The 26,501-nt window shown below is 69.7% G+C and carries 27 protein-coding genes, 1 tRNA gene and 1 pseudogene; 17 read left to right on the top strand and 12 right to left on the bottom strand.

Going from position 1 to position 26,501, the window contains the following annotated elements; genetic code table 11:
- Positions 1-75: 75 nt before the first annotated feature.
- Complete coding sequence (locus tag AC5DRG_RS20145) at positions 76-1,368, bottom strand: PTS transporter subunit EIIC (RefSeq protein ID WP_491811945.1); 1,293 nt, start codon at positions 1,366-1,368, stop codon at positions 76-78.
- Between the two features lie 141 nt (positions 1,369-1,509).
- On the opposite strand from AC5DRG_RS20145, the gene AC5DRG_RS20140 reads away from it, so the two are divergent.
- From AC5DRG_RS20140 to rdgB, 4 genes are all read left to right on the top strand, one after another.
- On the top strand, positions 1,510-1,743 hold the full coding sequence (locus AC5DRG_RS20140; RefSeq protein WP_214938432.1) for a PTS glucose/sucrose transporter subunit IIB: 234 nt from the start codon (positions 1,510-1,512) through the stop codon (positions 1,741-1,743).
- Positions 1,744-1,809: 66 nt separating this feature from the next.
- Positions 1,810-2,547 (top strand): ribonuclease PH, encoded by a 738-nt coding sequence (gene rph / locus AC5DRG_RS20135; RefSeq protein ID WP_491811944.1) that lies wholly within the window; start codon positions 1,810-1,812, stop codon positions 2,545-2,547.
- Positions 2,548-2,669: 122 nt separating this feature from the next.
- Positions 2,670-3,080, top strand: coding sequence for a hypothetical protein (locus AC5DRG_RS20130; protein WP_491811943.1), 411 nt, complete (start codon positions 2,670-2,672; stop codon positions 3,078-3,080).
- Between the two features lie 41 nt (positions 3,081-3,121).
- The gene (gene rdgB / locus AC5DRG_RS20125; protein ID WP_491811942.1) at positions 3,122-3,724 is read left to right on the top strand and encodes an RdgB/HAM1 family non-canonical purine NTP pyrophosphatase; all 603 of its coding nucleotides are present in this window, start codon (positions 3,122-3,124) and stop codon (positions 3,722-3,724) included.
- Positions 3,725-3,780: 56 nt separating this feature from the next.
- Here rdgB and AC5DRG_RS20120 read toward each other — a convergent pair.
- Together AC5DRG_RS20120 and bcp are read right to left on the bottom strand one after the other, a co-directional pair.
- A tRNA-Leu gene (locus AC5DRG_RS20120) sits at positions 3,781-3,864 on the bottom strand.
- Between the two features lie 93 nt (positions 3,865-3,957).
- Positions 3,958-4,425, bottom strand: coding sequence for a thioredoxin-dependent thiol peroxidase (gene bcp, locus AC5DRG_RS20115; protein WP_491811940.1), 468 nt, complete (start codon positions 4,423-4,425; stop codon positions 3,958-3,960).
- A gap of 95 nt (positions 4,426-4,520) precedes the next feature.
- Here bcp and AC5DRG_RS20110 point away from each other — a divergent pair, with 95 nt between their 5' ends.
- Positions 4,521-4,850 (top strand): DUF3618 domain-containing protein, encoded by a 330-nt coding sequence (locus AC5DRG_RS20110; RefSeq protein WP_491811939.1) that lies wholly within the window; start codon positions 4,521-4,523, stop codon positions 4,848-4,850.
- A 73-nt stretch (positions 4,851-4,923) separates the two neighbouring features.
- Positions 4,924-5,226, top strand: a complete 303-nt coding sequence (locus AC5DRG_RS20105; protein ID WP_491813097.1) for a GroES family chaperonin — start codon at positions 4,924-4,926, stop codon at positions 5,224-5,226.
- Positions 5,227-5,290: 64 nt separating this feature from the next.
- Here AC5DRG_RS20105 and AC5DRG_RS20100 read toward each other — a convergent pair whose 3' ends face one another.
- The gene (locus AC5DRG_RS20100; RefSeq protein WP_491811938.1) at positions 5,291-7,660 is read right to left on the bottom strand and encodes a transglycosylase domain-containing protein; all 2,370 of its coding nucleotides are present in this window, start codon (positions 7,658-7,660) and stop codon (positions 5,291-5,293) included.
- 214 nt (positions 7,661-7,874) lie between these two features.
- Between AC5DRG_RS20100 and AC5DRG_RS20095 the strand changes: the two genes are divergently transcribed.
- Genes AC5DRG_RS20095 through AC5DRG_RS20080 form a run of 4 tightly spaced genes read left to right on the top strand, consistent with a single transcriptional unit; the run spans position 7,875 to position 11,391 of the window.
- The gene (locus tag AC5DRG_RS20095) at positions 7,875-8,675 is read left to right on the top strand and encodes an ABC transporter permease (RefSeq protein WP_491811937.1); all 801 of its coding nucleotides are present in this window, start codon (positions 7,875-7,877) and stop codon (positions 8,673-8,675) included.
- The gene (locus AC5DRG_RS20090) at positions 8,668-9,489 is read left to right on the top strand and encodes an ABC transporter permease (RefSeq protein WP_491811936.1); all 822 of its coding nucleotides are present in this window, start codon (positions 8,668-8,670) and stop codon (positions 9,487-9,489) included. Before AC5DRG_RS20095 ends, AC5DRG_RS20090 begins: the two co-directional genes overlap by 8 nt.
- 10 nt (positions 9,490-9,499) lie before the next feature.
- Positions 9,500-10,471: an ABC transporter ATP-binding protein gene (locus AC5DRG_RS20085; protein ID WP_491811935.1), complete on the top strand. Its 972-nt coding sequence runs from the start codon at positions 9,500-9,502 to the stop codon at positions 10,469-10,471.
- 53 nt (positions 10,472-10,524) lie between these two features.
- Complete coding sequence (locus AC5DRG_RS20080) at positions 10,525-11,391, top strand: DUF1707 SHOCT-like domain-containing protein (RefSeq protein WP_491811934.1); 867 nt, start codon at positions 10,525-10,527, stop codon at positions 11,389-11,391.
- A 30-nt stretch (positions 11,392-11,421) separates the two neighbouring features.
- Here the strand turns inward: AC5DRG_RS20080 and AC5DRG_RS20075 are convergent, their stop codons facing one another.
- On the bottom strand, positions 11,422-12,768 hold the full coding sequence (locus AC5DRG_RS20075) for an SGNH/GDSL hydrolase family protein (RefSeq protein ID WP_491811933.1): 1,347 nt from the start codon (positions 12,766-12,768) through the stop codon (positions 11,422-11,424).
- A gap of 161 nt (positions 12,769-12,929) precedes the next feature.
- Here AC5DRG_RS20075 and AC5DRG_RS20070 point away from each other — a divergent pair, with 161 nt between their 5' ends.
- Positions 12,930-14,291 carry a DUF445 domain-containing protein gene (locus AC5DRG_RS20070; RefSeq protein ID WP_491811932.1) on the top strand — a complete coding sequence of 454 codons (1,362 nt, stop codon included), beginning with the start codon at positions 12,930-12,932 and terminating at the stop codon, positions 14,289-14,291.
- Positions 14,292-14,404: 113 nt separating this feature from the next.
- Positions 14,405-14,923 (top strand): hypothetical protein, encoded by a 519-nt coding sequence (locus AC5DRG_RS20065; protein WP_491811931.1) that lies wholly within the window; start codon positions 14,405-14,407, stop codon positions 14,921-14,923.
- A gap of 238 nt (positions 14,924-15,161) precedes the next feature.
- On the opposite strand, the gene AC5DRG_RS20060 is transcribed toward AC5DRG_RS20065, so the two are convergent.
- Positions 15,162-16,616, bottom strand: a complete 1,455-nt coding sequence (locus tag AC5DRG_RS20060) for an alginate lyase family protein (protein ID WP_491813096.1) — start codon at positions 16,614-16,616, stop codon at positions 15,162-15,164.
- Between the two features lie 154 nt (positions 16,617-16,770).
- Between AC5DRG_RS20060 and AC5DRG_RS20055 the strand changes: the two are divergent.
- Positions 16,771-17,019, top strand: a pseudogene (locus tag AC5DRG_RS20055) (VOC family protein); the annotation flags it as partial.
- Positions 17,020-17,061: 42 nt separating this feature from the next.
- On the opposite strand, the gene AC5DRG_RS20050 reads toward AC5DRG_RS20055, so the two are convergent.
- Both AC5DRG_RS20050 and AC5DRG_RS20045 read right to left on the bottom strand, forming a co-directional pair.
- Positions 17,062-17,724: a DinB family protein gene (locus tag AC5DRG_RS20050; protein ID WP_491811930.1), complete on the bottom strand. Its 663-nt coding sequence runs from the start codon at positions 17,722-17,724 to the stop codon at positions 17,062-17,064.
- Positions 17,721-18,992 (bottom strand): MFS transporter, encoded by a 1,272-nt coding sequence (locus AC5DRG_RS20045; RefSeq protein ID WP_491811929.1) that lies wholly within the window; start codon positions 18,990-18,992, stop codon positions 17,721-17,723. The genes AC5DRG_RS20050 and AC5DRG_RS20045 overlap by 4 nt, the downstream gene beginning before the upstream one ends.
- Positions 18,993-19,081: 89 nt before the next feature.
- On the opposite strand from AC5DRG_RS20045, the gene AC5DRG_RS20040 reads away from it, so the two are divergent.
- Positions 19,082-20,059, top strand: a complete 978-nt coding sequence (locus tag AC5DRG_RS20040; protein ID WP_491811928.1) for an ArsR/SmtB family transcription factor — start codon at positions 19,082-19,084, stop codon at positions 20,057-20,059.
- 162 nt (positions 20,060-20,221) lie between these two features.
- Here AC5DRG_RS20040 and AC5DRG_RS20035 read toward each other — a convergent pair whose 3' ends face one another.
- On the bottom strand, positions 20,222-20,671 hold the full coding sequence (locus AC5DRG_RS20035; protein WP_491811927.1) for a hypothetical protein: 450 nt from the start codon (positions 20,669-20,671) through the stop codon (positions 20,222-20,224).
- Between the two features lie 112 nt (positions 20,672-20,783).
- Between AC5DRG_RS20035 and AC5DRG_RS20030 the strand changes: the two genes are divergently transcribed.
- Positions 20,784-21,737, top strand: a complete 954-nt coding sequence (locus AC5DRG_RS20030) for a GlxA family transcriptional regulator (RefSeq protein ID WP_491813095.1) — start codon at positions 20,784-20,786, stop codon at positions 21,735-21,737.
- Positions 21,738-21,872: 135 nt separating this feature from the next.
- Here the strand turns inward: AC5DRG_RS20030 and AC5DRG_RS20025 are convergent, their stop codons facing one another.
- Positions 21,873-22,175, bottom strand: a complete 303-nt coding sequence (locus AC5DRG_RS20025) for a hypothetical protein (protein WP_491811926.1) — start codon at positions 22,173-22,175, stop codon at positions 21,873-21,875.
- Between the two features lie 135 nt (positions 22,176-22,310).
- Between AC5DRG_RS20025 and AC5DRG_RS20020 the strand changes: the two genes are divergently transcribed.
- On the top strand, positions 22,311-23,117 hold the full coding sequence (locus AC5DRG_RS20020; protein ID WP_491811925.1) for an inositol monophosphatase family protein: 807 nt from the start codon (positions 22,311-22,313) through the stop codon (positions 23,115-23,117).
- Positions 23,118-23,709: 592 nt separating this feature from the next.
- Here AC5DRG_RS20020 and AC5DRG_RS20015 read toward each other — a convergent pair.
- Positions 23,710-24,336, bottom strand: a complete 627-nt coding sequence (locus AC5DRG_RS20015) for an RNA polymerase sigma factor (RefSeq protein ID WP_491811924.1) — start codon at positions 24,334-24,336, stop codon at positions 23,710-23,712.
- A gap of 43 nt (positions 24,337-24,379) precedes the next feature.
- Positions 24,380-24,835: an LAETG motif-containing sortase-dependent surface protein gene (locus AC5DRG_RS20010; RefSeq protein ID WP_491811923.1), complete on the bottom strand. Its 456-nt coding sequence runs from the start codon at positions 24,833-24,835 to the stop codon at positions 24,380-24,382.
- 180 nt (positions 24,836-25,015) lie between these two features.
- On the opposite strand from AC5DRG_RS20010, the gene AC5DRG_RS20005 reads away from it, so the two are divergent.
- Positions 25,016-26,428 (top strand): pectate lyase, encoded by a 1,413-nt coding sequence (locus AC5DRG_RS20005; RefSeq protein WP_491811922.1) that lies wholly within the window; start codon positions 25,016-25,018, stop codon positions 26,426-26,428.
- The last annotated feature ends 73 nt before the right edge of the window (positions 26,429-26,501 follow it).

The raw sequence follows: 26,501 nt of genomic DNA, 5'->3' as shown, positions 1-26,501 counted from the left end.
GTGTAGACCATGTTGTAGCACGATGAAGGGGAGATAAGGAACCCGTGTTTTCTGCCTGTGACGTCGGATCTTTATTCAGACCTTTGTGACGTCCTCGACCTCTTCCTCCGGCTCCCGTCCCGGAGTCTTCAGGTCGAACTTCGTGATCGCGAAACGGAAGATGACGTAGTAGACGACGGCGAAACACAGGCCGATCGGGATGATCGCCCAGGGCTTGGTCGCCAGGTTCCAGTTGATGATGTAGTCGATCAAACCGGCGGAGAAGCTGAAGCCGTCGTGCACCCCGAGCCCCCAGGTCACCGCCATCGACACGCCCGTCAGCAGCGCGTGGACCGCGTAGAGGACGGGCGCGATGAACAGGAACGAGTACTCGATCGGCTCGGTGATGCCCGTGACGAACGACGTCAGCGCCACCGAGAGCATCAGGCCGCCAATTTCCTTACGGCGGGCCGGTTTCGCGCAGTGCGTGATGGCCAGCGCGGCGGCCGGCAGGGCGAACATCATGATGGGGAAGAAGCCCGAGGTGAACTGACCCGCGTTCGGGTCGCCCGCCAGGAACATGTTGATGTCACCGTGCACCACCGTGCCGTCCGGCTTCGTGTAACTGCCGAACTGGAACCAGATGGGCACGTTCAGGAACTGGTGCAGGCCGATCACCAGCAGCGCCCGGTTGGCGATGCCGAACACGCCCGCACCCCAGGCACCCAGATCCACCAGCCAGTCGCTGAAGTTCTCCAGACCGTCACCGATCGGCGGCCAGATCCACAGACACAGCGCGGCGAACGCGATCGCCACGAACGCCATGATGATCGGCACCAGCCGCCGCCCGTTGAAGAAGCCGAGCCAGTCCACCAGCTTCGTACGGTGATAACGCGCCCAGAAGAACGCGGCGAGCAGCCCCATCACGATGCCGCCGAACACACCCGGATTCTGGTAAGTGAACGCCGCCACCGTCCCGTCGGCGGCCTGACACCCCGTCGCCACCGACTTCGCCCCGTCCGCACAGTCCTCGGGGAACTGGCGCAGCACGTTGTAGTAGACGAGGAAACCCGCGACCGCGGCCAACGCCGTCGAACCGTCCGACTTCTTCGCCATGCCGATCGCGACACCGATACAGAACAGCAGCGGCAGACCCAGCGAACCGTCCAGCAGTGCCCCGCCCGCCGCGCCCATCACCTTGGAGACGTTGGTCCAGCCGAGCCCGTCGTCCCCGAACACGTCCGGCTGGCCGAGCCGGTTGAGGATGCCCGCGGCCGGCAGTACGGCGATGGGGAGTTGAAGGCTGCGCCCCATCTTCTGCAGCCCCTGGAACAGTTTGTTCCAGCGGACGCGCGCGGGACTGGCGGCGGCGGCGCTGTCGGCACACATGGACGCACCTCGGTAATGTGGTGTAGACCAGTTGGCGACGCGATCAGTAATCATCTTTCGGCATGCACGACATGACCGCTCGCGAAGCTGGGCCAACTGTGGGTTACTGCGACAAAGCGGTTCGGATCAGGGAGAAAGAACATGGCCACCAAGGCTGAGAAGATCGTTGCCGGGCTGGGCGGCATCGACAACATCGAAGAGGTCGAGGGCTGCATCACCCGCCTGCGGACCGAGGTCGTGGACCCCGGCCTGGTCGACGAGGCCGCCCTGAAGGCCGCCGGCGCACACGGCGTCGTCAAGATGGGCACCGCGATCCAGGTCGTCATCGGCACCGACGCGGACCCCATCGCGGCGGACATCGAAGACATGATGTGAGCGTCTGAAGGGGCTCTTCCCGACGCGGGAGGAGCCCCTTCCGCATGGGGCACTAGGCTCGTCACCATGTCTCGAATCGACGGCCGCACCCCCGAACAACTCCGCCCGATCACCATCGAACGCGGCTGGAGCAAGCATGCCGAGGGCTCCGTCCTCGTCTCCTTCGGCGACACCAAGGTCTTCTGCACGGCCTCCGTCACCGAAGGCGTCCCCCGCTGGCGCAAGGGCAGCGGCGAGGGCTGGGTCACCGCGGAGTACTCCATGCTGCCCCGCGCCACCAACACCCGCGGCGACCGCGAATCCGTCCGCGGCAAGATCGGCGGCCGTACGCATGAGATCTCCCGCCTGATCGGCCGCTCCCTGCGCGCGGTCATCGACTACAAGGCCCTCGGCGAGAACACCATCGTCCTCGACTGCGACGTACTGCAGGCGGACGGCGGCACGCGTACGGCGGCCATCACCGGCGCATACGTGGCACTCGCCGACGCGATCTCCTGGGCACAGGGCAAGAAGCTGATCAAGGCCGGCCGCCAGCCCCTGACCGGCACGGTTTCGGCGGTCTCGGTGGGCATCGTCGGCGGCGTCCCGCTCCTCGACCTCTGCTACGAGGAGGACGTCCGCGCCGAGACCGACATGAACGTCGTCTGCACCGGCGACGGACGCTTCGTCGAGGTCCAGGGCACCGCGGAAGCCGAGCCGTTCGACCGCGACGAGCTCAACTCCCTGCTCGACCTGGCCGTTCTGGGCTGCACGGAACTGACCGCCCATCAGCGCAAGGCTCTTGATACGGTCCTCGAAAAGTAAAGGGCGCACCAACTGGGGCGGCCGGCGCGGGCAACCGGGCCACCCGCCCTCGCGTCTTGAGGAGTACGGGCGTACGGCACACCGCCGTACGCCCGTTACAGCGACGGGGAGGAACCACCACCATGTCCGCCAGCCGACGAAGCCGACGCGGGAGCCGTATCACCGCCATCGCCGCCACCGTGGCGGCCGTAGCGCTGACCGCCGGACTCACCACCGGCTGCGACGCCGTCAACAAGGCCCTGGACTGCGTCCAGACCGCCGAGGCCATCGCCGACAGCGTCACCGACCTCCAGCAGGCCGTGGACAGCGCGTCCAACGACCCCACCCAGATCGACGAGGCCCTCACCTCCATCGACCAGAACCTCGACGAGATCGGCGACAAGACCGACAACGCCGACGTCAACAAGGCGGTCGACAGCCTGAACGACGCCGTGGACAACGTCCGTACGGCCATCAAGAACGGTGACGAGACCCCGGACGTCAGCCCCGTCATCGACGCGGCCGGCGAACTGACGAAGGTCTGCACGTCGTAACTCCGTAGGGGGCCGTGGCGAGTGCCGGGATACTGGACGCCATGACACGCCTGATCCTCGCCACCCGCAACGCCGGAAAGATCACCGAGCTGCGCGCGATCCTCGCCGACGCGGGTCTCCCCCACGACCTCGTCGGCGCGGACGCCTACCCCGACATCCCCGACGTCAAGGAAACAGGCGTCACCTTCGCCGAAAACGCCCTCCTGAAGGCCCACACCCTGTCCCAGGCAACGGGCCTCCCGGCGATCGCGGACGACTCGGGCCTGTGCGTAGACGTCCTGAACGGCGCCCCGGGCATCTTCTCGGCCCGCTGGGCGGGCAAACACGGCGACGACAGGGCGAACCTGGAGCTGCTCCTGGCCCAGCTGTCGGACATCGCGGACGAACACAGGGGCGCCCACTTCGCGTGCGCGGCGGCGCTGGCATTGCCGGACGGGCGGGAGCGGGTGGTCGAGGGCCAGCTGAGGGGCGTACTACGACACGCCCCGGTGGGCACAAACGGCTTCGGCTACGACCCGATCCTCCAGCCGGATGGCGACACGAGGACTTGCGCCGAGCTGACGGCCGAGGAGAAGAACGCGATCAGCCATCGGGGGAAGGCGTTCCGGGCGTTGGTGCCGGTGGTGCGGGAGTTGTTGGGCTGAGCTCGCGCACGGAAACGGCCTGCGTATCGATCCTTCGACACGCAGGCCGTTCTCAGTGCGGCGGAAGGGATTCGAACCCTCAAGCCCGATCAAGGGCCACAGATCCTAAGTCTGCTGTGTCGCCATTGCACCACCGCCGCCAGCTGTCTGTCATCGTACCGGGAGTTGATTGCCGCAAAGCGGCCCGTACCGGTTCTCCCAGTACGAGCCGCTTGCCTCGCGGAAGTGGTGCCTCAGATGCCCAGGTCCTTGATGATCTTGGCTACGTGGCCCGTCGCGCGGACGTTGTACAGGGCCCGTTCGACCTTGCCCTCCTCGTCCACGATGATCGTGGAGCGGATGACGCCCATGTAGGTCTTGCCGTAGTTCTTCTTCTCGCCGTAGGCGCCGTAGGCCTCGGTGACCGTTTTTTCCGGGTCGCCGAGCAGTGTGACCTTCAGGTGTTCCTTCTCGCGGAACTTCGCCAGCTTCTCCGGCTTGTCGGGGGAGATCCCGATGACGTCGTAGCCGGCGCCGGCCAGGAGGTCGAGGTTGTCGGTGAAGTCGCAGGCCTGCTTCGTGCAGCCGGGGGTCAGGGCCGCCGGGTAGAAGTAGACGATGACCTTGCGGCCCTTGTGGTCCGACAGGGAGACGTCGTTGCCGTCGGCGTCGGGGAGGGTGAAGGCGGGGGCCGGGTCCCCGGGCTGGAGTCGCTCGCTCATCGAACCAGCGTAACCGGGTGCCCTGACAGTGCGGTCGGCCGCAGAGCTGACAGACTGTCCGGAACAAGGCAACAGCAGACTTCGGAGGCCGTACGGTGGCGGACACGTCGGACACCAGATCCCCGGCGCAGATCGAGGCGGACATCAAGCGTCGCCGCGATGTGCTGGCCGAGACGCTCGACGAGATCGGGGTGCGGGTGCATCCGAAGACCATCGTCGGCGACGCCAAGGCCAAGGTCGTCTCCAACATCGATCACACCTTCGGCCGGGCCTACGTCCAGGCCAACCGCGTCGTGAGCGATGTGAAGACCCAGTTCGTCGACGAGGACGGGGCACCCCGCCTTGAGCGGATCGTGCCGGTCGCGCTCGTCGCCGTCGGGCTCGTGGGGCTGCTGGCCCTGGGGGCCCGGCGCCGCAGGGGCTGAAGGCAGGTAGGTTCAGGGCGTGAGCGCCAAAAGAATCGAGCAGAACACCCCGCACGACAAGCTCCCCATCCGGATGCTGCACGACCGTGTACTCGTGCGGCAGGACGTCGGTGAGGGCGAGCGGCGTTCGGGCGGCGGCATCCTGATCCCGGCCACCGCGGCCGTGGGCCGGAGGCTGGCCTGGGCCGACGTCGTCGCGGTCGGGCAGAACGTGCGGTCCGTCGAACCGGGCGATCGCGTCCTGTACGACCCCGAGGACCGCGCCGAGGTCGAGGTGCGGGGCATCGCGTACGTGCTGATGCGCGAGCGTGATCTGCATGCGGTGGCCGCGGACCGGTTCGAGGGGTCCGAGGACTCGACCGGCCTGTATTTGTAGGGCGTACGTCCGTCGAAGGGGCTGGTGACCATGGTCACCAGCCCCTTTCGTCATTGACGGCTGGTTACTGAGAGCTGGGTGGGGATCCTCCGGCTGTCGTCGTTCCGGTGGTGGTACCGCCGGTGGTCGTCGTATCTCCCGTCGTGCCGCCCGTGGTCGTCGTGTCGCCTGTCGTGCCGCCGGTCGTCGTGGTGTCGCCTGTCGTCCCGCCGTCGGTGGTCGTCCCGCCGGTCGTCGTGGTCGTCCCGCCGTCGGTCGTCCCGCCGGTCGTCGTCGTGCCCCCGTCGGTCGTCGTTCCCCCGTCCGTCTGACCCTCGGTGTCCTGCCCGCCCGTGGTCGTCGTGCCCCCGTTGTCCTGGCCGTCGTCGTCCGGCTGCTCGGGGGTCTCCTGGACCGGCGGGGCCTGGATCTCGTCGGCGCCCTCCTGGAGTTCGAGGTCGAAGTCGTCGGCCGGGGTGTTCTTGAGGGCGGCCTTCGTGAACTGGGCCCAGATCTCGGTGGGGGCGCCGCCGCCGTTGATGCGGGGCAGGCCCATCACGCCGTTCAGGGACTTGTGGGCGGCCGTGGTCGGGTCCTGGCCCATGACCGAGACGACCGTCGCCAGGTCGGGGGTGTAGCCCGCGAACCAGGCCGCCGTGTCCTCCTCCGCGGTGCCGGTCTTGCCGGCCGCGGGGCGGTCGGCGGCCTGGGCGGCGGTGGCGGTGCCCTGCTCGACGGTGCTCTGAAGGATCGACGTTGTCGTGTCGGCGGCCTGGCGGGTGACGGCCTGCGAGGTCTTGCGCTTCGGGAGTTCTACGACGTCCGCGCCGTCCTTGGTGATGGACTCCAGCATCGTGTACGTGCCGTGCTCACCGTGGTTGGCGAGCGTGGCGTAGGCCTCCGCCATGTCGAGGACGCTGGCGTTGGCGGGGCCGAGCGAGATGGAGGGGGTGGCGGTCAGGTCGGGGGTGCCGGAGGGGATGCCGAGGTCGATGGCCGTCTGTTTGATCTTCTCGGGGCCCACGTCGACGGCCATCTGCGCGTACACCGAGTTGACGGACTTCTCGGTGGCGGTGCGCACGGTGATCTCGCCGTAGCTGACGCCGTCCTCGTTCTCGGGGGCGTAGGTGCCGTTCCAGCCCTGTACGGGGCGCTCGCTGGTGCCGTCGTAGTACGTGTTGGGCGTGATGGTCTGGCCGTCCTGGGTCGTGGAGTCGTTCTCGACGGCCGAGGCGAAGACGAACGGCTTGAAGGTGGAGCCGACCTGGAAGTCGCGGCGGGTGGCGTTGTTCGTGTACTGCTTCACGTAGTCGATGCCGCCGTACATCGCCACGATCTTGCCGGTCTTGGGGTCGACGGCGGCGCCGCCCGCGCGGACGTAGGTGTCGACCTTGCTGTCCTTGTCGAGCTTGGACATCAGCTGGTCGTTGACGGCCTTGACGAAGGCGTTCTGCCTGCTCTTCTGCAGGGTGGTGGTGATGCGGTAGCCGCCGGCGTCGAGTTCGTCGGAGTCGACGATGTTGTTGTCGCGCAGGTAGTCCTTGATGGCGTCGACGATGTAGCCGCGCTGTCCGGACATGCCGGTGGAGGTGTTCTCCTCCTTCGGCATCGGGAACTTCATTCCGCTGCGGTCGGACGCGCTGAGCCAGCCCTTCTTGACCATGCCGTCGAGGACGTAGTTCCAACGGGCCTGCGCCGCCGCCTTGTTCTCGGGGTGGGCGACGACGTCGTACTCGCTGGGCGCGTTGAGCAGGGCGGCGAGGTAGGCGCCCTGGGCGGCGTCGAGTTCGGTGGCGTCGATGCCGTAGTAGGCCTGGGCGGCGGCCTGGATGCCGAAGGCGTTGCGGCCGAAGTAGCTGGTGTTGAGGTAGCCCTCCAGGATCTCGTCCTTGGTCTCCTCGCGGTCCAGCTTGATCGAGATGAAGAACTCCTTCACCTTGCGGGTGACGGTCTGTTCCTGGCCCAGGTAGTAGTTCTTGACGTACTGCTGGGTGATCGTGGAGCCGGACTGCTTGCCCTTGCCGGTGACGGTGTTCCAGGCGGCGCGGATCATCGCCTTGGGGTCGATGGCGGACTCGGAGTAGAAGTCCCGGTCCTCGGCGGCCAGTACGGCGTGCTGGGCGTCCTTGGCGACCTGGGCGAGGGTGACGTTCTCGCGGTTGATCTGGCCGTCGCGGGCGATCTCGGAGCCGTCCGCGTAGAGGTAGACGTTGCTCTGTTTCGTCGCCATCGCGTTGGCCGGCGGGATCTTGACCAGGGAGTAGCCGAGGAAGAACAGGCCGATCAGCAGCAGTATGCCGACGACGAACGTGCCGAGCAGCATGCGCCAGGTCGGGATCGCCCGGCGCCAACCGGCGCGTCGGGGGCGCTTCTTGCCGCCTTGTTGCGGAGCCGCCTCAGGCTCTCTCGGTGCCCAGCCCTGGTTCGGCTGCTGCGGCTGCGGCTCGTCACTCATGTCGTGCACGGACTCCTGTTTCGCGTCGTACGTTCCCGTACGCCCTCGTACGCCTTCTGCGTCCCCTGTTGAAGACTGTCGCACCAAGCGTTCCGTTCCCTTCCGACCGGCACGCGTTCGCCCGGAAAATGCCTGGCAGGCCAAGCCGCCCGCGGACTAGGCTCCTGCGCTTCGGTGTCTGAAGGGCTGCTGCGGGCCGAGGAGGGTTGCGGGTGTGGGGTCATGGCGGTTGTACGTCGCCGTCGCGGTAGGCGGGTTCAGGCGGTACGCGACGTATCGGGCGGCCACGGCGGCGGGGGTGTTCACCAACACCGTCTTCGGCGTGATCCTCGTCTACACCTATCTGGCGTTGTGGGACGAGAAGCCGCATCTCGGGGGGTACGACCAGGCGCAGGCCGTCACCTATGTGTGGCTGGGGCAGTGTCTCTACGCGACGCTCGCCATCCAGGGCGGCGGCGCCGAGAAGGACTTGATGGACCGCATTCGTACCGGTGAGATCGCCGTCGACCTGTACCGGCCGGCCGATCTCCAACTGTGGTGGCTGGCAAGTGACATGGGGCGGTCGACGTTCCAGTTGCTGGGGCGGGGCGTGATCCCGTTCGTGTTCGGCGCGGTGTTCTTCCCGATGTCGCTGCCGACGGAGGTCGGCACCTGGGCGGCGTTCGCGGTCGCGCTGTTACTGGCGGCGGTGGTCAGTTTCGCGATCCGTTTCCTGGCGGCGCTGAGCGTGTTCTGGCTGATGGACGGCATGGGGGTCTCGCAGGCCGTGATGATCACGGGGGTCTTCTTCTCGGGCATCGTGTTGCCGCTGAACGCCTTCCCGGGTGTGCTGGGCGACGTCGTGCGGGTGTTGCCGTGGGCGGCGCAGATCCAGATGCCGGCTGACGTGCTGATGGGGGAGACCGACGTGCTGGGGGCGTTCGCCTTCCAGGCGGTGTGGGCCGTCGTACTGCTGGCGGCGGGGCGGCTGCTGCAGTCGGCCGCGACGCGGCGGGTGGTGGTGCAGGGTGGGTGAGCGGAGTGCGCTGACCGAGGGGTTGCGGGCCTACGGGCTGATCGCGGGGATGTGGGTGCGGTCGGCGATGACCTACCGCGCCTCCTTCGTGATCACGATGTTCGGCAACGGGATGATGACCTGCCTGGACTTCGTGGCGATCCTGCTGATGTTCTCGCAGGTCGACTCGTTGGGCGGCTGGTCGCTGCCCGAGGTCGCCCTGCTGTACGGGCTGTCGGCGACGGCGTTCGGGATCGCGGACATGGTGCTCGGCTCGATGGACGTGCTGGGCGCCCGGATCCGCGACGGCTCGTTCGACACGTTGCTCGTGCGCCCGGTTCCGGTGCTGGCGCAGGTCGGCGCGGACCACTTCGCGGTGCGCCGGCTGGGCCGGATCACTCAGGGCGCGCTGGTGTTGGGGTGGGCGTTGACGGCGGTCGACGTCGAGTGGAGTGCGGCGAAGGTGTTGCTGGTGCCGGTGATGCTGGTCAGCGGCGCGGCGATCTTCTGCGCGGTGTTCGTGGCGGGCGCGGCCTTCCAGATCCTCGTGCAGGACGCGTCCGAGGTGCAGAACGCGTTCACGTACGGCGGGACCACGCTGCTGCAGTATCCGCCGACCGTGTTCGGGAAGGACCTGGTGCGCGGCGTGACGTTCGTCCTGCCGCTCGCCTTCGTCAACTGGGTGCCCGCTGCCTATCTGTTGGGGCGGCCGTACCCGATCGGTCTGCCCGCGTGGACGGCCTTCGCGTCGCCGTTGGTGGCGGTGGGGTGCTGTGCGCTGGCCGGTCTGGCGTGGCGGTCGGGGCTGAGGGCGTATCGGAGCACGGGGAACTAGAGGACAGGCGATGGACGCATTCATTGAACTCGACCGTGTCGAGAAGGTCTTCGACGTGCGCAAGAAGACGGGCTTCCTGAAGCGGGAGCGGCGGCAGGTGCGGGCGGTCGACTCGATCTCCTTCTCGGTCGCGCGCGGCGAGATGGTCGGCTACATCGGACCGAACGGCGCCGGGAAGTCGACGACGATCAAGATGCTCACCGGCATCCTGACGCCGAGCGGCGGCCGGTTGCGGGTCGCGGGCATCGACCCGTCCCGGGAGCGGACGCGGCTGGCCCGCCGTATCGGAGTGGTGTTCGGGCAGCGGACGACGCTGTGGTGGGACCTGCCGCTGATCGACTCGTACAAGCTGATGCACCGCATGTACCGGATTCCCGACGAGCGTTACCGCGAGAACCTCGACCGCTGCGTCGAACTCCTTGAACTGGCCGACCTGTTGGACGTTCCCGTACGTCAACTCTCCCTCGGCCAGCGGATGCGCGGCGACATCGCGGCGGCCCTGCTGCACGACCCCGAGGTGCTGTACCTGGACGAGCCGACGATCGGGCTCGACGTCATCTCCAAGGCCAAGGTCCGTTCCTTCCTGCGGGAGTTGAACACCGAGCGCGGCACGACGGTCCTGCTGACCACGCACGACCTCCAGGACATCGAGCAGTTGTGCTCGCGCGTGATGGTCATCGACCACGGGCGGATCATGTACGACGGCCCGCTCGCGGGCCTGCACGAGGCGGGCGAGAGCGAGCGCACCCTGGTGGTGGACCTGGAGCGCGAACTCCCGCCGATCCAGGTCCAGGACGCCCGGGTGGTACGGGTGGAGGGGCCCCGCCAATGGCTGGCCTTCCCGGCGTCGGAGTCGGCGGCCCCGCTGGTGGCGCGGATCGCGGCGGAGTACCCGTTGGCGGACCTGTCGGTGCGGGAGCCGGACATCGAGGCCGTGATCGCCAAGATGTATGCCGAACAGGCGGAGCGAGCCGTCTCCTAAGAGCGTTCAGCCTCTCGTAGCCCCCGGCGCGGAGACCTCGTAGGCTGACGTATATGACCGACGACGCAGTCCCGGAGCAGCTTCGCGCATCCGATGCCGATCGTGAACGAGTCGCCGAGGTCCTGCGGGACGCCCTCGCGGAGGGCCGTCTCGACATGGAGGAGTTCGAGGAGCGGCTGGAGGCGACGTTCAAGGCGCGAACGTATGGTGAGCTGACGCCCATCACCCGGGACCTGCCGGTCGGGGGTGTCACCCCGCCGCCGGTCAACATGGTCAAGGGGCCTGCGGAGAAGGGGAGTTGGGCGTCGCGGATCGTCGGGGGCGAGGGCTCGTCGACGTGGGCCGTCGCCATCATGTCGGGCTTCCAGCGCAAGGGGCGCTGGACGGTGCCCAAGCGGTTCAACTGCTTCACCTTCTGGGGCGGCGGCGAACTCGACCTGCGCGAGGCGAACTTCGCGGACCGCGAGGTGGTCGTCAACTGCGTCATGATCATGGGCGGTATGGGTGTCGTCGTACCGCCGGGCGTCGAGGTCGTCGTGCGGGGCATCGGCTTCATGGGTGCCTTCGACCACAGCCAGGAGGGCGTGCCGGGAGAACCGGGCGCGCCGCGCGTGATCGTCACCGGGTTCGCCTTCTGGGGCGGCGTGGGCATCGAGCGCAAGCTGACCCGGGCCGAGCGGCAGCGGCTGCGGGAGGAGCGGCGCCAGGAGAAGCTGGAGCGCAAGGCCGCGCGCGGCGAGCTCGGCTCCTCGCCCGCCGACACCCTGGCCGACCTGGCCGACGCGCACCGGGAGGCGCTGGAGGAGGCCCGCGACATGATCCGCGGGCGCCACGACGACCGGCGCCAACGGCATGAGGAGCGCCGGGAACGGCACCGGGAGCGGCGCGAGGGGCGGCGGCACCGGGACTGGGACCACTGAGCTGGTCCCCGTTGGCGCGCGCGTGAGGGCTTACAGTTCCGCCGGGACCGAGCCCTTCAGGTCGTCCAGGTCGAAGACCTCCGCCATCTTCCGGTAGCCCTTGTCGCTGGGGTGGAGATGGTCGCCCGAGTCGTAGTCGGAGCGGAACTGGCGCGGGTCGTACGGGTCCCGCAGCGCCTCGTCGAAGTCGACGACCGCGTCGTACACCTGGCCCGCCCGGATCGCGGCGTTGATGGTCTGGCGCACGGCGTCGCGGTCGGCCGTGTAGCCGCGGTGGCCCTGGAAGGGCATCAGGGTGGCGCCGACGACCTTGATGCCGTGGGCGTGGGCCCGGTCGACGAGTGTGCGCAGGCCGTCGAGGATCGTGTCGGGGTCGGCGAGTTCGGTGCTGCGCAGGATGTCGTTGACGCCGAGGTCGATGACGACGACCTTGACGTTGGTGCGGCCGAGGACGTCACGGTCGAAGCGCCTCAGCCCGCTGGGGTTCTCGCCGGTCTGGCCGGTGCCGTCGGCCAGGACGCGGTTTCCGCTGATGCCCTGGTTGACGACGCTGTAGCGGGGCAGGCTCCGGCCGGCCGCGAGCGCCTCGCGCAGCCTGTCCGAAAGGACGTCGGGCCAGCGGCTGTTGGCGCCCTCGGTGGAGGTGACGCCGTCGGTGATGGAGTCGCCGAACGCGACGACGGTGCCGTCCGACTCGTTGCTCAGCACGTCCACCGCGGTCAGATAACGCCAGTGCTCGGTCTCCTCGGTGTACGCGCCGGCGGTCACGTCCTCGGTGCGGTCGCCGTCGGCGACGTAGGAGATCTGCCGTGCGCGCGGGTGGTAGGTGACCGCTCCCGACGGGGTGGGGGAGTACGTGGTGACCAGCACGTCGGTGTCGTGCGGGACGCGGATGCCGACGGCGTCGCTCAGGACCTGGTCGCCGGCCGGGATGACGACCGTCGTGGCGCCGCCGAAGGTGAGCCGCCGCATGGTCCGAGCCTCGGCGGCCGCGCTGTTGGCGGCGGCGGCGACGGCGATCGAGGCGTGGGAGATGGTCAGCGGCAGGCTGCCGTAGAGGTTGGAGAGCGTGATCCGGGCGCTGGTGCCGCCGACGCTGACGTGTACGACGTTGCGTACGGAGCGGCCCGTCAGGCCCCCGGTCCCGGTGCCGGGCTCGGCGCCCACCGGGGACGCGGACCAGGTGCTGACCCAGGTGCCGGTGGAGACGGGGGCGGCGGAGTTGCGCGGGGCGCGGGGCGTGGCGAGGTCGTTCTTGCCGTCGAGGCGGCCGGTGGTGCCGTCGTCGGCCGCGACGCCGACGTATATGGCGGCGGACAGGGCCACGATCAGCGCGACGATCGCGGCGAGCAAGGCATAACCGTTGCGCCTGGTCATGCGGTGCGTCTCCTCGGGCAATGGGAGCCCGAGGCTCCGTTGTGATCATCCCAATGATGCGGCATGGGATGCGTGGTGGTTGAACAGACCCCCTTCGGGACCCTCTTTTGTGCGGCGCCGGGAACTCTTGTTCCGTTCCGGGAGTAGGTCAGGTTGGGACAATGTGTTCGGGGGATCCTGAACGGGTGGAGCGGATGGAACGCACGAAAGCGGATGAAACAGGGCCGGGTGACGTAGAGCAGCATGCCCGGCCGCGCGCCATGAATACCTTCAGCGCGGCGGACATGGAGAAGCAGCGGGGGGTGCGGCGAATGAAGCTCATGGCCACCGGGCTGCTGCTCTTCGTCGCGCTGGTGTACGTCCTCGCCAAGTGGTCGTCGAACGCGGGCGCGGGCCCCTGGGCGGACTACGTGGCGGCCGCCGCCGAGGCCGGCATGGTGGGCGCGCTCGCCGACTGGTTCGCCGTCACCGCTCTGTTCCGCCGGCCGCTGGGCCTGCCTATTCCGCACACCGCGATCATCCCCACCAAGAAGGACCAGCTGGGCATCTCCCTGGGCGAGTTCGTCGGGGAGAACTTCCTCTCCGAGGATGTCGTACGGCAGCGGCTGCGCGCCGTCGGTATCGGCAGCCGCCTGGGTGCCTGGCTGGCCGAGCCGGAGCACGCCGACCGGGTGACGGCGGAGCTGTCCGCCGCACTCCGGGGTGCCCTGACGGTCCTGCGGGACTCCGACGTCCAGGCGGTCGTCGGCGAGGCGATCACCCGGCGGGCCGACGCCCAGGAGATCGCGCCCGGCATAGGGAAGATGCTGGAGAAGGTCGTCGCCGACGGCGGCCACAAGCGCGTCGTCGACCTGATCGTCACGCGCGCGCACGACTGGCTCGTCCTGCACGACGACGAGATCATGGGCGCGGTGCAGGGCGGCGCGCCCGGCTGGACCCCGAGATTCGTCGACAAGCGGGTCGGCGAGCGGGTCTACAAGGAACTGCTGCGCTTCACCACCGAGATGCGCGACATGCCCTCCCACCCCGCGCGCGGCGCCCTCGACCGCTTCCTCACCGACTTCGCCTCCGACCTCCAGTCCGACACGGACACCCGCGCGCGTGTCGAGCGCCTCAAGGGCGAGGTGCTGGGCCGCGGCGAGGTCCAGGACCTGATCGCGTCCGCCTGGACGGCCGTACGGTCCATGATCGTGTCGGCCGCCGAGGACGAACGCAGTGAGCTACGGCTACGGGTGCGGGCCTCCCTGCTGTCGCTGGGGGCGCGCATGGCGGAGGACCCCAAGCTGCAGAACAAGGTCGACGGCTGGGTGGAGGGCGCCGCGGTCTACGTCGTCTCCACCTACCGCAAGGAGATCACCTCCCTGATCACGGACACGGTGGCCGGCTGGGACGCCGAGCACACGACGAAGAAGATCGAGGCGAACATCGGCCGCGACCTCCAGTTCATCCGCATCAACGGCACGGTGGTGGGTTCACTGGCGGGGCTGGTGATCTTCACGGTGTCGCGGGCGCTGGGGGCGTAGGTATGGGGCCTCGGCCAAGAGGGTGTGCGGGACCGCGAGGTAGTCGGCTGAGTAGGTGAGCCTAAGTACGCGTACTCTGTCGCGTTCGCCGCCGACGGGGAACCCTCGTACGTATGACCGAGAAGACCGAGAAGCTGTTGAGCCCTCTGCGGACGCGCCACTGGCCGGAACGCTGGCTGACGCGTGCACTCGGCGCCGCCGTCACCTCGGCGGCGTACCTGGTCTGCATCCCCTGGGACCTGAGCAACCGCGCGGAGACGGCGGGCTCCACCCACGAGACGACGCCGGTGACGGGAGTCGGCGTCATCGTCCTGGCCGTCGTCCTGCTGCTCCTGGCGGCCTACTTCGGCCTGCGGGACGGTCTCGGCTGGCCGCTCCTGGTCGTGGCCGGGCCGCCGGTGACGCTGATGTACGTCTCCCTGCGCACCCACCCGGGACCACCGGACGGATTCGCCGACGCGTGGCCCCTGAGCTGGGCCTTCTTCAGCCTCGTGATCGCGGCCGGGGTGCTGGTCGCGGCGACGGTGGGACGGGCGTTCAGGGCGGAGCGGGAGGACTGGGCGGACGGGGTGGAGGGGGTGCTGTACGACACCCCCTCCACCCCGCAGTCGTGCGGCGGGGCTTGCGGGTGACGTGGGGTGACGTGGGGGTGGTGCAGGCCCCCGACAGCGGATGGGGTGCGCGTGTCGGAGGCCTGCACCGGTCTGGGGCCGCGGTTACTGGGACGGGGCCAAGCAGGTCGGCGCCGGTTCGGCAGCGCCCTGAAGGGGCGCGGGGAACTGCGCGACCAGCCACGACGGTGCCGCAGACGAACGACGGCACATCGCGGCCCCGCGGCGGAGCCGCACATCGACACAGCCAGCGGAGCGCCTAGCGGCGGGCCCTGTCGCGGCGGCGAAGTAGGAGGAGGCCGCCGGCGAGGGCGGTGATCCCCGTGGCGGCGGTCCAGCCGATGATTTCGCCGGAGCCGGTGGAGGCGAGGTCGCCTTCGGCGGACGGGGTCGCGGAGGCGGTCGCGGAAGCCGGTGCGGTGGTCGCTGACTGCGGGCTCGGCGCCGAGGCAGCGGATGCCGACGTGGTGGCTGACGGGCTCGGTGAGGCGGAGCCAGTCGTTTCCTTGGCCTTGTCCCGGGTGAACGCCAGGGTGCCGAAGCCGAGTTGGTCGTAGCCGCCGCTGTTGGGGCCGTAGTCACCGCCGCCGCCCTCGGGCGCGGACTTGGCGGCGATCTGGGTGAGGTACGAGGCGGACAGGCCGCGGCGCTTGGTGTAGTGGTTGGCGATCATCGCCCAGATCGGGCGGGTCATCGCCGGGTCGACGGCGGCGGCCGCGGTGGCGGTCTCGGAGCCGGACCAGCCGTTGATCGCGCCCTTCTTACGGGTGTTCGGCGTGTAGGGAACAGCCCCGCCCATGCTCCACTTGGCGACGTACTGGGCGCCCTTGAGGAAGCGGCTGTCGTCATAGCCGTACAGGTCGATGCCCTGGTTCCACGCCATCTCGCAGATCGTGCCCATCAGGCCGACGCCGAGCAGCGCGTGGCCCTGGTCGCGGCCGGCCTCGACCCACTCGGCGAGACCGTCGTCGTACACGACGGGGATGGCGTTCTTGACCGAGCCCATGCCGGCGCCGTGCTTGAAGTAGTCGACGGCGCGGGCGACTTTGGCCTTGTCGTCGCAGAGGATGCCGATGGCGAGGACGCTGGCGATGTTGGTCAGGTCCCAGTTGGCCCAGTAGTTGGTGATGACGGCGCCGTTGTGGTTGACCAGGAAGTCCTCGCTGAGCGGGTAGAAGACGTCCAGCATCATCTTCTGGAAGCGGGCCAGGTCGAAGTCGGCGTGGTCGCGGACGAGTTCGGCGGCGTTGGCGAACTGGTAGCCGTACAGGCCGGACGCGAGGAAGCGGTCGGCGGAGCCCTGGAGGCTGGTCAGCGTGGACGACCAGGCGTTGAGGATCGCGACGGCGGTGTCCGCGTACGCGCTCTCGCCGGTGATGTGCCAGCGCAGGGCGTTCTGGTAGGCGGCGTGGATGTCGTTGTAGAGGGTCACGTAGTTCTCGGGCGTACCCGAACCCCGGTACACGGTGGCCGTCGGACGGGCCGTCCAGCCGCTCTGCGCATGACGGTTGGCGGTCAGCTTGGCGAAGCCGGCGGTGTAGGGGGCGGCACCTGCCTTCACCTTGGCGGCCATACGGGCCAGGTCGGCGTGCGTGTGCAACAGCCCGGGGTGCGCGAAGGCGGTGCCGCCTGCCGCGACGGCCGGGCCGGCGGCGGCCGTACCGATTCCGACGACTCCGGCCGCGGCGGCGGTCGCACCCGCGGCCTTGAGCATGCTGCGGCGGCTGATCTCTGATGTCACGTGCTTCGTTCCTCACGGTCGAATCGCGTGCCTGTGGGCGGGGACGGTGAGGAGACGGGCGGGGGTGGGGTGGGATAACAAAAATGCGAGCGCGAAAAATCTGGACGCACGCGAGGAGGCACATCCGATGACCTTGGCCTCACCGGCCAACCCCACCGCCCAGATCAGCTTCATGACGGAGGAGCGCACGGCCCCCGTCCTCCCTGACCTGAGCGTGGAGGTGGAGGACGTCGACGCCGTGTACGCGCAGGTGGTGGCGTCGGGCGCGCAGGTCGTACGGGAGCTGCGGGACGAGGAGTGGGGCGTACGGCGGTTCTTCGTACGGGATCCGGGCGGGCGGGTGGTGAACGTCCTGGGGCACCACCGTGCCCCCTAAGGGGCGCGGGGAACTGCGCGACCAGCCCCCACCGGCCGGCAGTCAACGAACCACCTGGGAGCTGTCCGGGCGATCATGTGACTGCCCCGTGCCTGGGTCGTTTGTTGCGAGCATGGGGCGGGGCGATCTGACGGATGCGGCAGACCTGGCGGCCTGCTCGATCTTCGCGCAGTAGGCCGCACGGGCTTCCTCGTCGATCTGCTTCTCGTGTTCGGGGCGCATCCCGGTCCGGCCGTCGAGGCCCTCGCGCAGGATATCGGCGTGACCGGCATGCCGGATGGACTCGCCGAGGACGTGGACCATGACGGCGAACAGGTTCGTGTTCGTATAAGGCTCCGGCCACCACGGCACGTGGCCGGGGGCGTCGAGGGGAAGCGCGTTGATCGTCGCGTCCGAGTGTTCCCACGTGCGCCGGTAGAACCCGATGATCTGATCGCGGGTCTCGTCCTCGGTCGCCCACAGGTCGTTGCCGTCGTAGTCCTGCCATCGGCACAGCGGTTCCGGGGAAGGGCGGTCGAAGACCTCGCCGAAGTACCTGGCCTCGACGGTGGCCACGTGTTTGACCAGGCCGAGGAGGTTGGTCCCGGTCTCTGTCAAAGGTCGGCGGGCGTCGTATTCGGACAAGCCGTCGAGTTTCCAGAGCAGCGCCTCGCGGTCCCGCCGCAGTCTCCCGTGCAGGTTGTCCTTCGCGAATTCATCGATCATGCGGCATGAGCCTTCCATGGGTTGTTCGACGTGGGGGTGGGGTGCCAGGTGAGAATCCAGCCGGCGGTAAGCACCGCCGCGCCGCCTGCCAGGGCGATTGTGCCGCCTGTTCCGATGCCTGCGGCCACCGAGCCGAAGCAGACCGGCCCGACGCCCTGAAGCGTCATGCTGCCGGAGCCGAGCAGACCGAAGGCCTGGCCCTGGCCATCCTGCGGCAGGGCGTCCAGGAACGGCCGTTGCAGGCCGAGACCGTAGGCCAATCCGAAGCCGCAGAGCAGCAGCAGACAGGACGAGACGCCCACTCCGGGCTCGGCAGCGAAGCCGACCAGCGGTAGTCCCGTCAGCGCGATCAACGGGACTACCAGTCGCTCCCGGGTGGACGGCCGTAGCAGTCGCCCCACCAGCAGGTCACCGACAAGCATGCCGACCGGCAGACAGCCCATCAGCACCGCGTACCAGCCGGGCGCGAAGTGGCGTCCTCCCGCGTAGGCGACGATCAGACCTTCCGCGCCCGCTACGAACGCGGGCGGTAGCCACTGGGCCAGCATCAGTCGTCGTACCGTGTGTCCGCGCAGCAGCAGGCCGGCACCGTGCAGGCTTGCCCGGACGGCCCCGCCATCGCCCCGAGCGCTGCCGGGTGTGCCGCCGAACTCTCCCGGCTGCAGCCGGGGGAGCCGGATGTGGATAGCGAGCGCGCAGCCGAGGTAGAGGGCGGCGCTTACCGCGAGCGCCCGGTGCGGGCCGAGTACCGCGACGACCGCACCTCCCAGTGCCAGACCGAACAATTGCGCGCCGGAGGAGGCGATGTTGTTCAGTGACCGGCCCAGTACATAGGCGTCGCTCTCCAGCGACTGCGCGACCAGCCGACTCGACGCGCCGTGAAACACCGGTGTGGCGAGGGCGACCAGCGCCACGACACCGAGGCTTGCCGCGATCGGCATCCGCATCAGGGCGAGCAGCAGGGCGGCGGCGCACGTCAAGGCGTAGCCGCCGGTGATGAGCGCGCGGGGCGGCAGTCGGTCGGCCAGTGAGCCCAGCAACAGCGAGCCGAACAACTGCGGGATGAAGCCGATGCCGAAGGCCACTGCGCTCAGCAGCGCGGAGCCGGTGGCCGAGAAGACCAGAACCGAGAACGTCGTGATCCGCAGCGCGTCCGCAGTGATCGCGACGGTGCGGGTCGCGAAGAGCAGCCGGAATCGGGGCTCGGCCAGCACCTCCCGGTAGGTGGCACGGAGGTTGCCCTGCGCGGGCTCGGCGGTTGGGGTCATGACGCGCAGCCTCGCCGTGCGCCCATACCACCCACCAATGTTTCGTCCCTGGACGAATCGAAACAGGCGTCCCGGAGTAGCATGGCCGGGTGCTGCGCTTCGAGGTTTCCGTCGAGGACCTGCTGCGCAGCCGCTTCGCGCTGTCGCCCGCGCTGGACCTCTGCTTGCTGCTGCGCTCGCTCATCGGCCAGGGCCGGCCGCTGCCGCGAGCCTGGGCCGCCCGGCTCCTGCCGGCCTTTGAACGGCTGCGCCGCGAGACCGAACTGGACGCCGCCCTCGCTCTGCAGGCCCCGCACGGCGGACCGAACTTCGTCGCCCCGCCTCCACGCGGCCTCAACCAGACCTGGGCAGACGACCTGGCCATGATCCGGGCCACACCGCTGGAAGCGGCCCGCCACGAATTCGCCACCACCGCGACCGGCCCGTCCGCCCGCGATCCCCGTGTACGCGCGGTGCTGGACTCGACGGACGCCGTCCCCAGGATCGCCGAGGCGATGGACCAGGCGTGGCACGAGCTGCTCGCCACGGACTGGCCGCAACTGCGCGCGATCTGTGAGCGCGATGTCGTGCACCGGGTGGGAGTGATCGGCGAACACGGATGGGCCACGACCATCGAGAGCCTGCACCCGGGCATCGCCTGGCAAGCCGGCGGCATCGAGATCGGCTTCTTCCGAGGCGGAACAGTCCGCCTCGCCGGCGACGGGCTCCTGCTGATCCCTTCGGCCGTCGTCGGGCATATCGCCGCCCACACGGAAGACCCCTGGCCCAGGACCTTGGTCTACCCTGCCCGCGGCACCGCCGCCCTGTGGGGCGAACAGGAGACCGTCCCCCAACCGGACGCGCTGACCGCTCTGGTCGGCCGGGCCCGAGCCCGGCTGCTGGTAGCGCTGGACGCCCCGGCCAGTACCAGCCACCTCGCCCGAAGCCTCGCCATGGCACCCGGCGCGGTAGGAGACCACCTCGCCATCCTGCGAGGCGCGGGGCTGCTCGTCCGCGCCCGGTCCGGACGGTCGGTGCTCTACCGGCGCACCCCGCTCGGCGAGGCACTGGTCGCCGGTTCGGGCTGAGGGCTCAGATCATGCGGCGGTAGACGTTGTGGTCGTAACCGCGGTCGGCGTAGAGGACGTCGGGGCGCGGCCGCTGACAAATTGGGTTGGAGCCAGCCGCACATCGGGCAGACAGCTCTCGTCGTAGTGGACGCGGGCGCCGGCCGCGTGCTCGGACAGCTCCTAGGCGCCGGTGGTGGATCCCGGCCGAATGATCATCAGAACCGTCACCGCAGCCCAGAGCAGGTTGAACACCCCTGTGAACATGGCGAGTTGGACGGTGGCCCGGTGTGTCCCGCTGCCCTCGACGAACGCGTTCTGGCGCGGAAGGACCAGCGCGATGAGGACGACCGCGGCTAGAGCCGTCAGCGCGATCGACGCGATCAGCCAGGCGTCGCCGAGCACGCCCATCTGGCTGGCCGTGGCGAACCCGAAGACCGGGACGACGACGCCGACGGCGGCGTACACCTGGCAGATGCGGTGCAGGAGCCGCACGGTTTCCGTGGCCCGGGGATCGTCCGGCTCGGCGAGTGCCTTGCGGGCGCTGGGCGGGAACATGCTCGCGGCGACGGCGACGGGACCGATCGCGACGATCGCGGCGAGGACGTGCACGGCGAGGAGGAACTTGGTCACAAGGCGACGCTAGGAGGCCTGGGGATCTTGCAGAAGTGGCAGGACTGCCATGGGTCAACGGATTTTCGCCAACGCGCTCATTCCGTGGCACCCTCTCGCCATGCACACCCCGATCCACATCGTGGCCGTACTCGCACTGGACCAGGTCATCCCGTTCGACCTCTCCGCCCCCATCGACACCTTCGGCTGGGCCCGCCTGCCCGACGGCCGTGAGGCCTACCAGGTGCGGGTCTGCGCGGTCGCGGACGAGGTGCGGGCGGGCGCGTTCGCCGTGCGGGCGCCGTACGGGCTCGACGCGCTGGCGGAGGCCGACACGATCATCCTGCCCGGGATCGCGGACCCGACGGTGCCGTTGCCGCCGGAGGTGCGGGACGCACTGCGCGCCGCCGCGGCGAACGGCACGCGCATCGCCTCGATCTGCGTCGGCGCCTTCGTCTTCGCCGCCACCGGCCTGCTGGACGGCCTGCGCGCCACGACACACTGGGTCGCGGCGCCCGACCTGGCGGAGCGGTACCCGAAGGTGACCGTCGACCCGAACGTCCTCTACGTCGACAACGGCCAGTTCCTCACCTCGGCGGGCGCGGCCGCGGCCATGGACATGTGCCTGCACATGATCCGCCGGGACCACGGCTCGGCGGTCGCCGCGCAGGCGGCCCGGATGTGCGTCATGCCGCTCGAACGGGAGGGCGGCCAGGCCCAGTTCATCGTCCAGGCCCAGCCGCCCGCCCCGGCCGGCTCGACGATGGAACCGGTGCTGCGCTGGCTGGAGGACCACTGCGACCGCGACCTCACCCTGGACGAGATCGCGGCCCACGCGGGCATGAGCACCCGTACGCTCAACCGCCGCTTCCGGGAGCAGACCGGCACGACGCCCCTGCAGTGGCTGCACCGGGCGCGGGTGCGGCGGGCGCAGCATCTGCTGGAGACGACGCCGGATCCGGTCGAGCGGATCGCGACCCAGGCCGGGTTCGGGTCGCCGACGGCGTTCCGGGAACGGTTCCGGAGGGTGGTCGGGACGAGCCCGCAGGCTTATCGGCGGGCGTTTCGGTCGACCCGGGTGTCCTGAGCGGACCTGGTGAAGTCGGCTGCGCGACCGCGCCCTGCAAGGGGCGCGGGGCTGTGTCGATATGCGGCTCCGCCGCGTGGGCGCGACCAGCCCCCACCGGCCTGCGGAAAACGAACCGCATAACCAGCGGAGCGCTCAGGCGTTCCGGTCCGCGACCGCCCAGGACGCCGCGGCCACCACGCCGGCCACCGTGAACACGGCCGGCCAGGCGCCCACCTTCTTCGCCAGCGGGTGGGATCCGGCGAAGGCGGCGACGTACGCGACCGTCAGTGCCCCGGCCGCCTTCCCGCCCGCCCGCTGCCGCCACTGCTGCGCGGCCGCGGCCCCCGCGACGGCCAGTACGGCCCCGCCGAGCTCCCGCTTCTTGGTCCAGCGGGCCACGCCGTACCCGCCGACGAGCCCGCTCGCGGCGACCACTGCGCTGGGGACCTTCGCCATGCCTGCCTCCTGCGACTACCTGTGCGACCACCTGCTGGTTGCTGCCGTCGAGGCTAACGCGCGCACTCGCATGGGATGGTCGTGGGGCCACCCGTGAGGGAGAGACCTGAGGAGAAACGAACTGTGAGGCGAACCGTGAGCGACGTTGACCTCGACCGGGCCCTGGCCGTCGCGACCGAGCTGGCCGACTGGGCGTCGGAGGCGATCCGGCGTCCGCGCGGTGCAGGGGACGGGCCGGTGCGGGAGAAGGCGAGCCCCGCCGACATCGTCACTGACACGGACGAGGCGGTCGAGACGTACGTACGGTCGGTCCTGCGCCGCGAGTTCCCCGACTACGGCATCGAGGGCGAGGAACACGGAGTCCACGAGGGCGCCCAGGACGCCCCGCACTGGGTCATCGACCCGGTCGACGGTACGACCAACTACGCCCACGGGCTTGGCTGGTGCTCCTTCTCCCTCGGCCTCGCGGCCCCGGACGACACCCCGCTGCTCGGCGTGGTCGCCGACCCCTGGCGCCGAGAGGTCTTCAGCGCGGTCCGTGGCGGCGGCGCCCACCTCGACGGCACCCCCGTCCACGCCGCCGACCACACCACCCTCACCGGCCACGTGTTCCTGACGGAATGGGCGGCCCACGCCCACTGGCCGGGCATGGACCCCCTGCTGTCCGAACTCGCCGCCCGCCACTGCACCGTCCGCGTGATGGGCTCTACGGCCCTGTCGCTGGCCCAGGTCGCGGCGGGCCGTGCCTCCGCCGCGGCGATCGGCGAGTTCCACTGGGTCGACGGCCTGCCCGCGCTCCTCATAGCGACGGAGGCGGGTGCGGTGGCGTTGCCCCAAGTCCCGTCGTACGACGAGCCGTTGCTGCTGGCGGGGCCGGGGGTGGCGGCGGAGGTGGCGGAACTGTGGGGGATGGTGCGGCCGTCCGGTGGAGGGGTCTCCTAGGGGCTGCTCTCCTGGCTGCTCTCCTCTGGCGTTAATGAGTCCACGACGGGTGCCTCACTGGTCGCCGAAGGGGTCGCGCCAGTCGCCCCCTCCGCCCCCTCCGCCTTCTCCGTTGCCTCGGTCGCCTCCGTTGTCTCCTTCGCGGAGCTGCTCGGTGTCACCGCGCCTGAACTCGGCTCGGGAGGCAGGCTTCCGTCGGTCGTCGTGGCGGACGGCACGGGTGTGGAGGGGGTTCGCGTGGGGTCCGACGGGGTCGCGGACGGTGAGGCCGGGACGACCGGGACCGGTGGCGCCCCGGGTTCGTGGCGGGCGGGACCGGAGCCGGGGGTGAGGAGAACGACCCCGATGACGAGGGCCGCGCCGGCGGCGAACGCACCCAGCGGCACAGCGAGTTGGCGAAACGAGAACGGGCCGAGCCAGGACCGGCGCAGATGAGGCCCGGGAGGCGCGGCCGGGTTCAGATCTGCCACGGTGACGAGTTGGGTACGGGCGGCGAGGGCACGGCGCAGGCGCTGCTCGACCGGCCGCTCGCCGAACTCCTCATGCGAGTCATGCGAGTCATGGGAGTTGTGGGAGCCATGGGAGTTGTGGCTCATCCCCGCGCCTCCAGAATCTTCTCCAGCGAGTCGAGCGCACGACTGGCGATGGACTTCACCGACCCGCGACTGATCCCGAGGGTCTCGGCGATCTCGGCCTCGGACAGCTCGCCCCAGTAGCGCAGCACCAGCACTTCCCGCCGCCGCCGGGTCAACTTGCCCATGGCGGCGAGCACTTCACGGTGCTCCTCGGCGAGAACGATGCGTTCCTCGGCGGAGGGCGCCCCGGCCTCGTACGGCGGTACGTAGTCGCGTGCGGTACGGCGCCGGCGCAGCACGGACCGGGACGCGTTGACGACACAAGTCCGCAGGTAGGCCAACGCGTTGTCGATCTCGTGGATGCGTTCCCCGTGCCGCCGGTACAGCGCGGTGAACGCGTCCTGCACGACGTCCTCGGCGGTGGCCCGGTCGTCGACGAGCAGCACGGCCAGGTGCACCATGCGCAGCCGGTGCGCGTGGTACAGCTCGCTGATGGTCGGCCGCTCGGAACCGGCGCCGGCGCCGTAGGCACTGGTGGGCTGCGCGCTGCCGCTGCGGAGGAGGAGTTCCCGCAGCAGGGCCAAGGGCCGGAAGGACCGCGAGGGCTGGAAAGCCTCTACGGGCCATACGCCGATGTGTTGCATGATCCCCTTCCCCGCTTGGGCGGTGGGTGAGTTGTGAGGCCGGTCAGTTCGCCCGACGCCGCACGGCGTACAGCGTCCCGCCGCCCCCGACGACGAGCACGGCGGCACCGGCCCCCAGCAGCGCCGTGGTGGTGGAGGAGGCCCCGGTGTGCGCCAACTCGTCCTCGGCGGGCTTGGAGGGAACGGCACTGGGAGCGGCCTCGGTCGCCTGGGAAGAGTCCTTGGTCGGCTCGGGGGTTGCCTCGCTCGGTACGGGGGTCGCCTCGGCCGGCTTGGAGTCCGTCGCGTCGGTGGTGGGTACCGGGGTGGGGTCGCTGGTGGGCTTGGTGCTGGACAGCTGCGTGGGCTCGGCGGTGGGCGCGGTGGTGGCAGCGGGACTGGCGGCGGCGTGTGCCGTACCGGCCAGCACCGGAACGGCGAGGGCGACGACGACCGCCGCCCCACCCACAGCGAGCCCACGGGAGAGGGAACGGGCCTGCCGCATCATCAAGTTGCTCACGTTGTATGTCCCTACGGTCGACAAGTCGGCGCCAAGCAGCGCCTGCACCCCTCACGACGCGCGACCCCTCTCCGGGTTGCCGCTCGCTCGACAAAAATTTCGCAGACGCGGCAACCCTTCGCGTGACCTGTGGCGACTGACGGACGGAAGCGCACCGAACCCCCGAACGAGAGCGACGACGTGAGCGAGACAGCAACTGCCGCCCGCAGGCCACGACGCAGAAAAACCACCCGCCGCCGGGGTCTCCTGATAGGCGGCCTGGTCGTGGCCCTGGGCGGCGGCGCGATCACCGGCGGCGTACTGATGACGGCGTCCGCGTCGGTTCCGGGCGCCGGCACGTACACCCTGGTGAACGCGGCCGACAGCACGTGTCTGACGGCACCGTCCGCGACGGGCGGGCAGCTGACCGCGGCCGCGTGCGACGCCGCCACCACCGCGCAGACCTGGCAACTGGCCGACAAGAGCGGCGGTTTCACGGTCAAGGCCGCGGCCACCGGGCTGTGCGCCGGAGTGAAGAACGCGTCGACGTCGGCCGGCAAGGCGGTCCAGCAGCAGACCTGTGACGGCAGCTCCGCGCAGGTCTGGAAGCTGGCGGCGGTGGGGGAGTCGTACCACCTGGTCAACGCGAACAGCGCCAAGTGCCTGAACGCCAAGGCCGGTTCACTCCAGCAGAACTCGTGCGACAAGACGAGCAGCAAGAGCTGGAACCTGGTGGCGAAGGCCAACTCGACGCCTTCTACGACGACTTCGGCGACGGCGACGAAGACGGCGACGGCGTCCCCGTCGGCGACGGCCTCGGCAACGAAGTCCGCGTCGGCGTCCGCGTCGGCCACAGCGACCAAGACCCCCACGGCGACCGCGTCGTCGACCTCCGCCACTGGCACCGGCACCGGCACCGGCACGACGCTGGGCGCATGGCCGACCGCGACCGGCAACAAGTCGGTGACCGCCACGATCTCGGTCTCCGGCACCTACGACGGCGCCCTCGCGCGCTTCTCCGGCGCCGGCGACCTGGGCAGCGACGGCCAGTCCGAGGACCAGGGCCCGCTGTTCGAACTCGCCGACGGCGCCGTCCTGAAGAACGTGATCCTGGGTTCCCCGGCCGCCGACGGCGTTCACTGCCTGGGCAGTTGCACGATCCAGAACGTGTGGTGGGAGGACGTCGGCGAGGACGCGGCGTCGTTCAAAGGCAAGTCGGCGTCGGCCAAGTACGTGGTGGACGGCGGCGGTGCCCGCAAGGCGGACGACAAGGTCCTCCAGTTCAACGGCGCCGGCACCCTCACCATCAAGAACTTCCAGGTCGAGGACTTCGGCAAGCTGGTCCGCTCGTGCGGCAACTGCAAGACCCAGTACCAGCGCACGATCGTGGTCAGCAACGTCAAGGCGACGGCCCCCGGCAAGGTCCTGGTCGGCATCAACTCCAACTTCGGCGACACGGCGACGATCTCGGGCGTGACGGTCGTAGGCGACAAGGACATGACCATCTGCGAGCGCTTCAAGGGCAACAACACGGGTGCGGAGCCGACGGCGCTGGGCGAGGGCCCGGACGGCACGTTCTGCAAGTACGACGAGTCGACGGTCACGTTCCAGTAGTCCCGCCCGATTGCCCCCTCCAAGTGGTGAGCCCAGGACGAGGGTTCACCACACCACGCTCAGGAGACGGGGC

This window comes from Streptomyces sp. JLBG701, from assembly GCF_058544905.1.
Note: the sequence above shows the minus strand (reverse complement) of the source record. Positions and strands in the feature narration are given on the sequence as shown.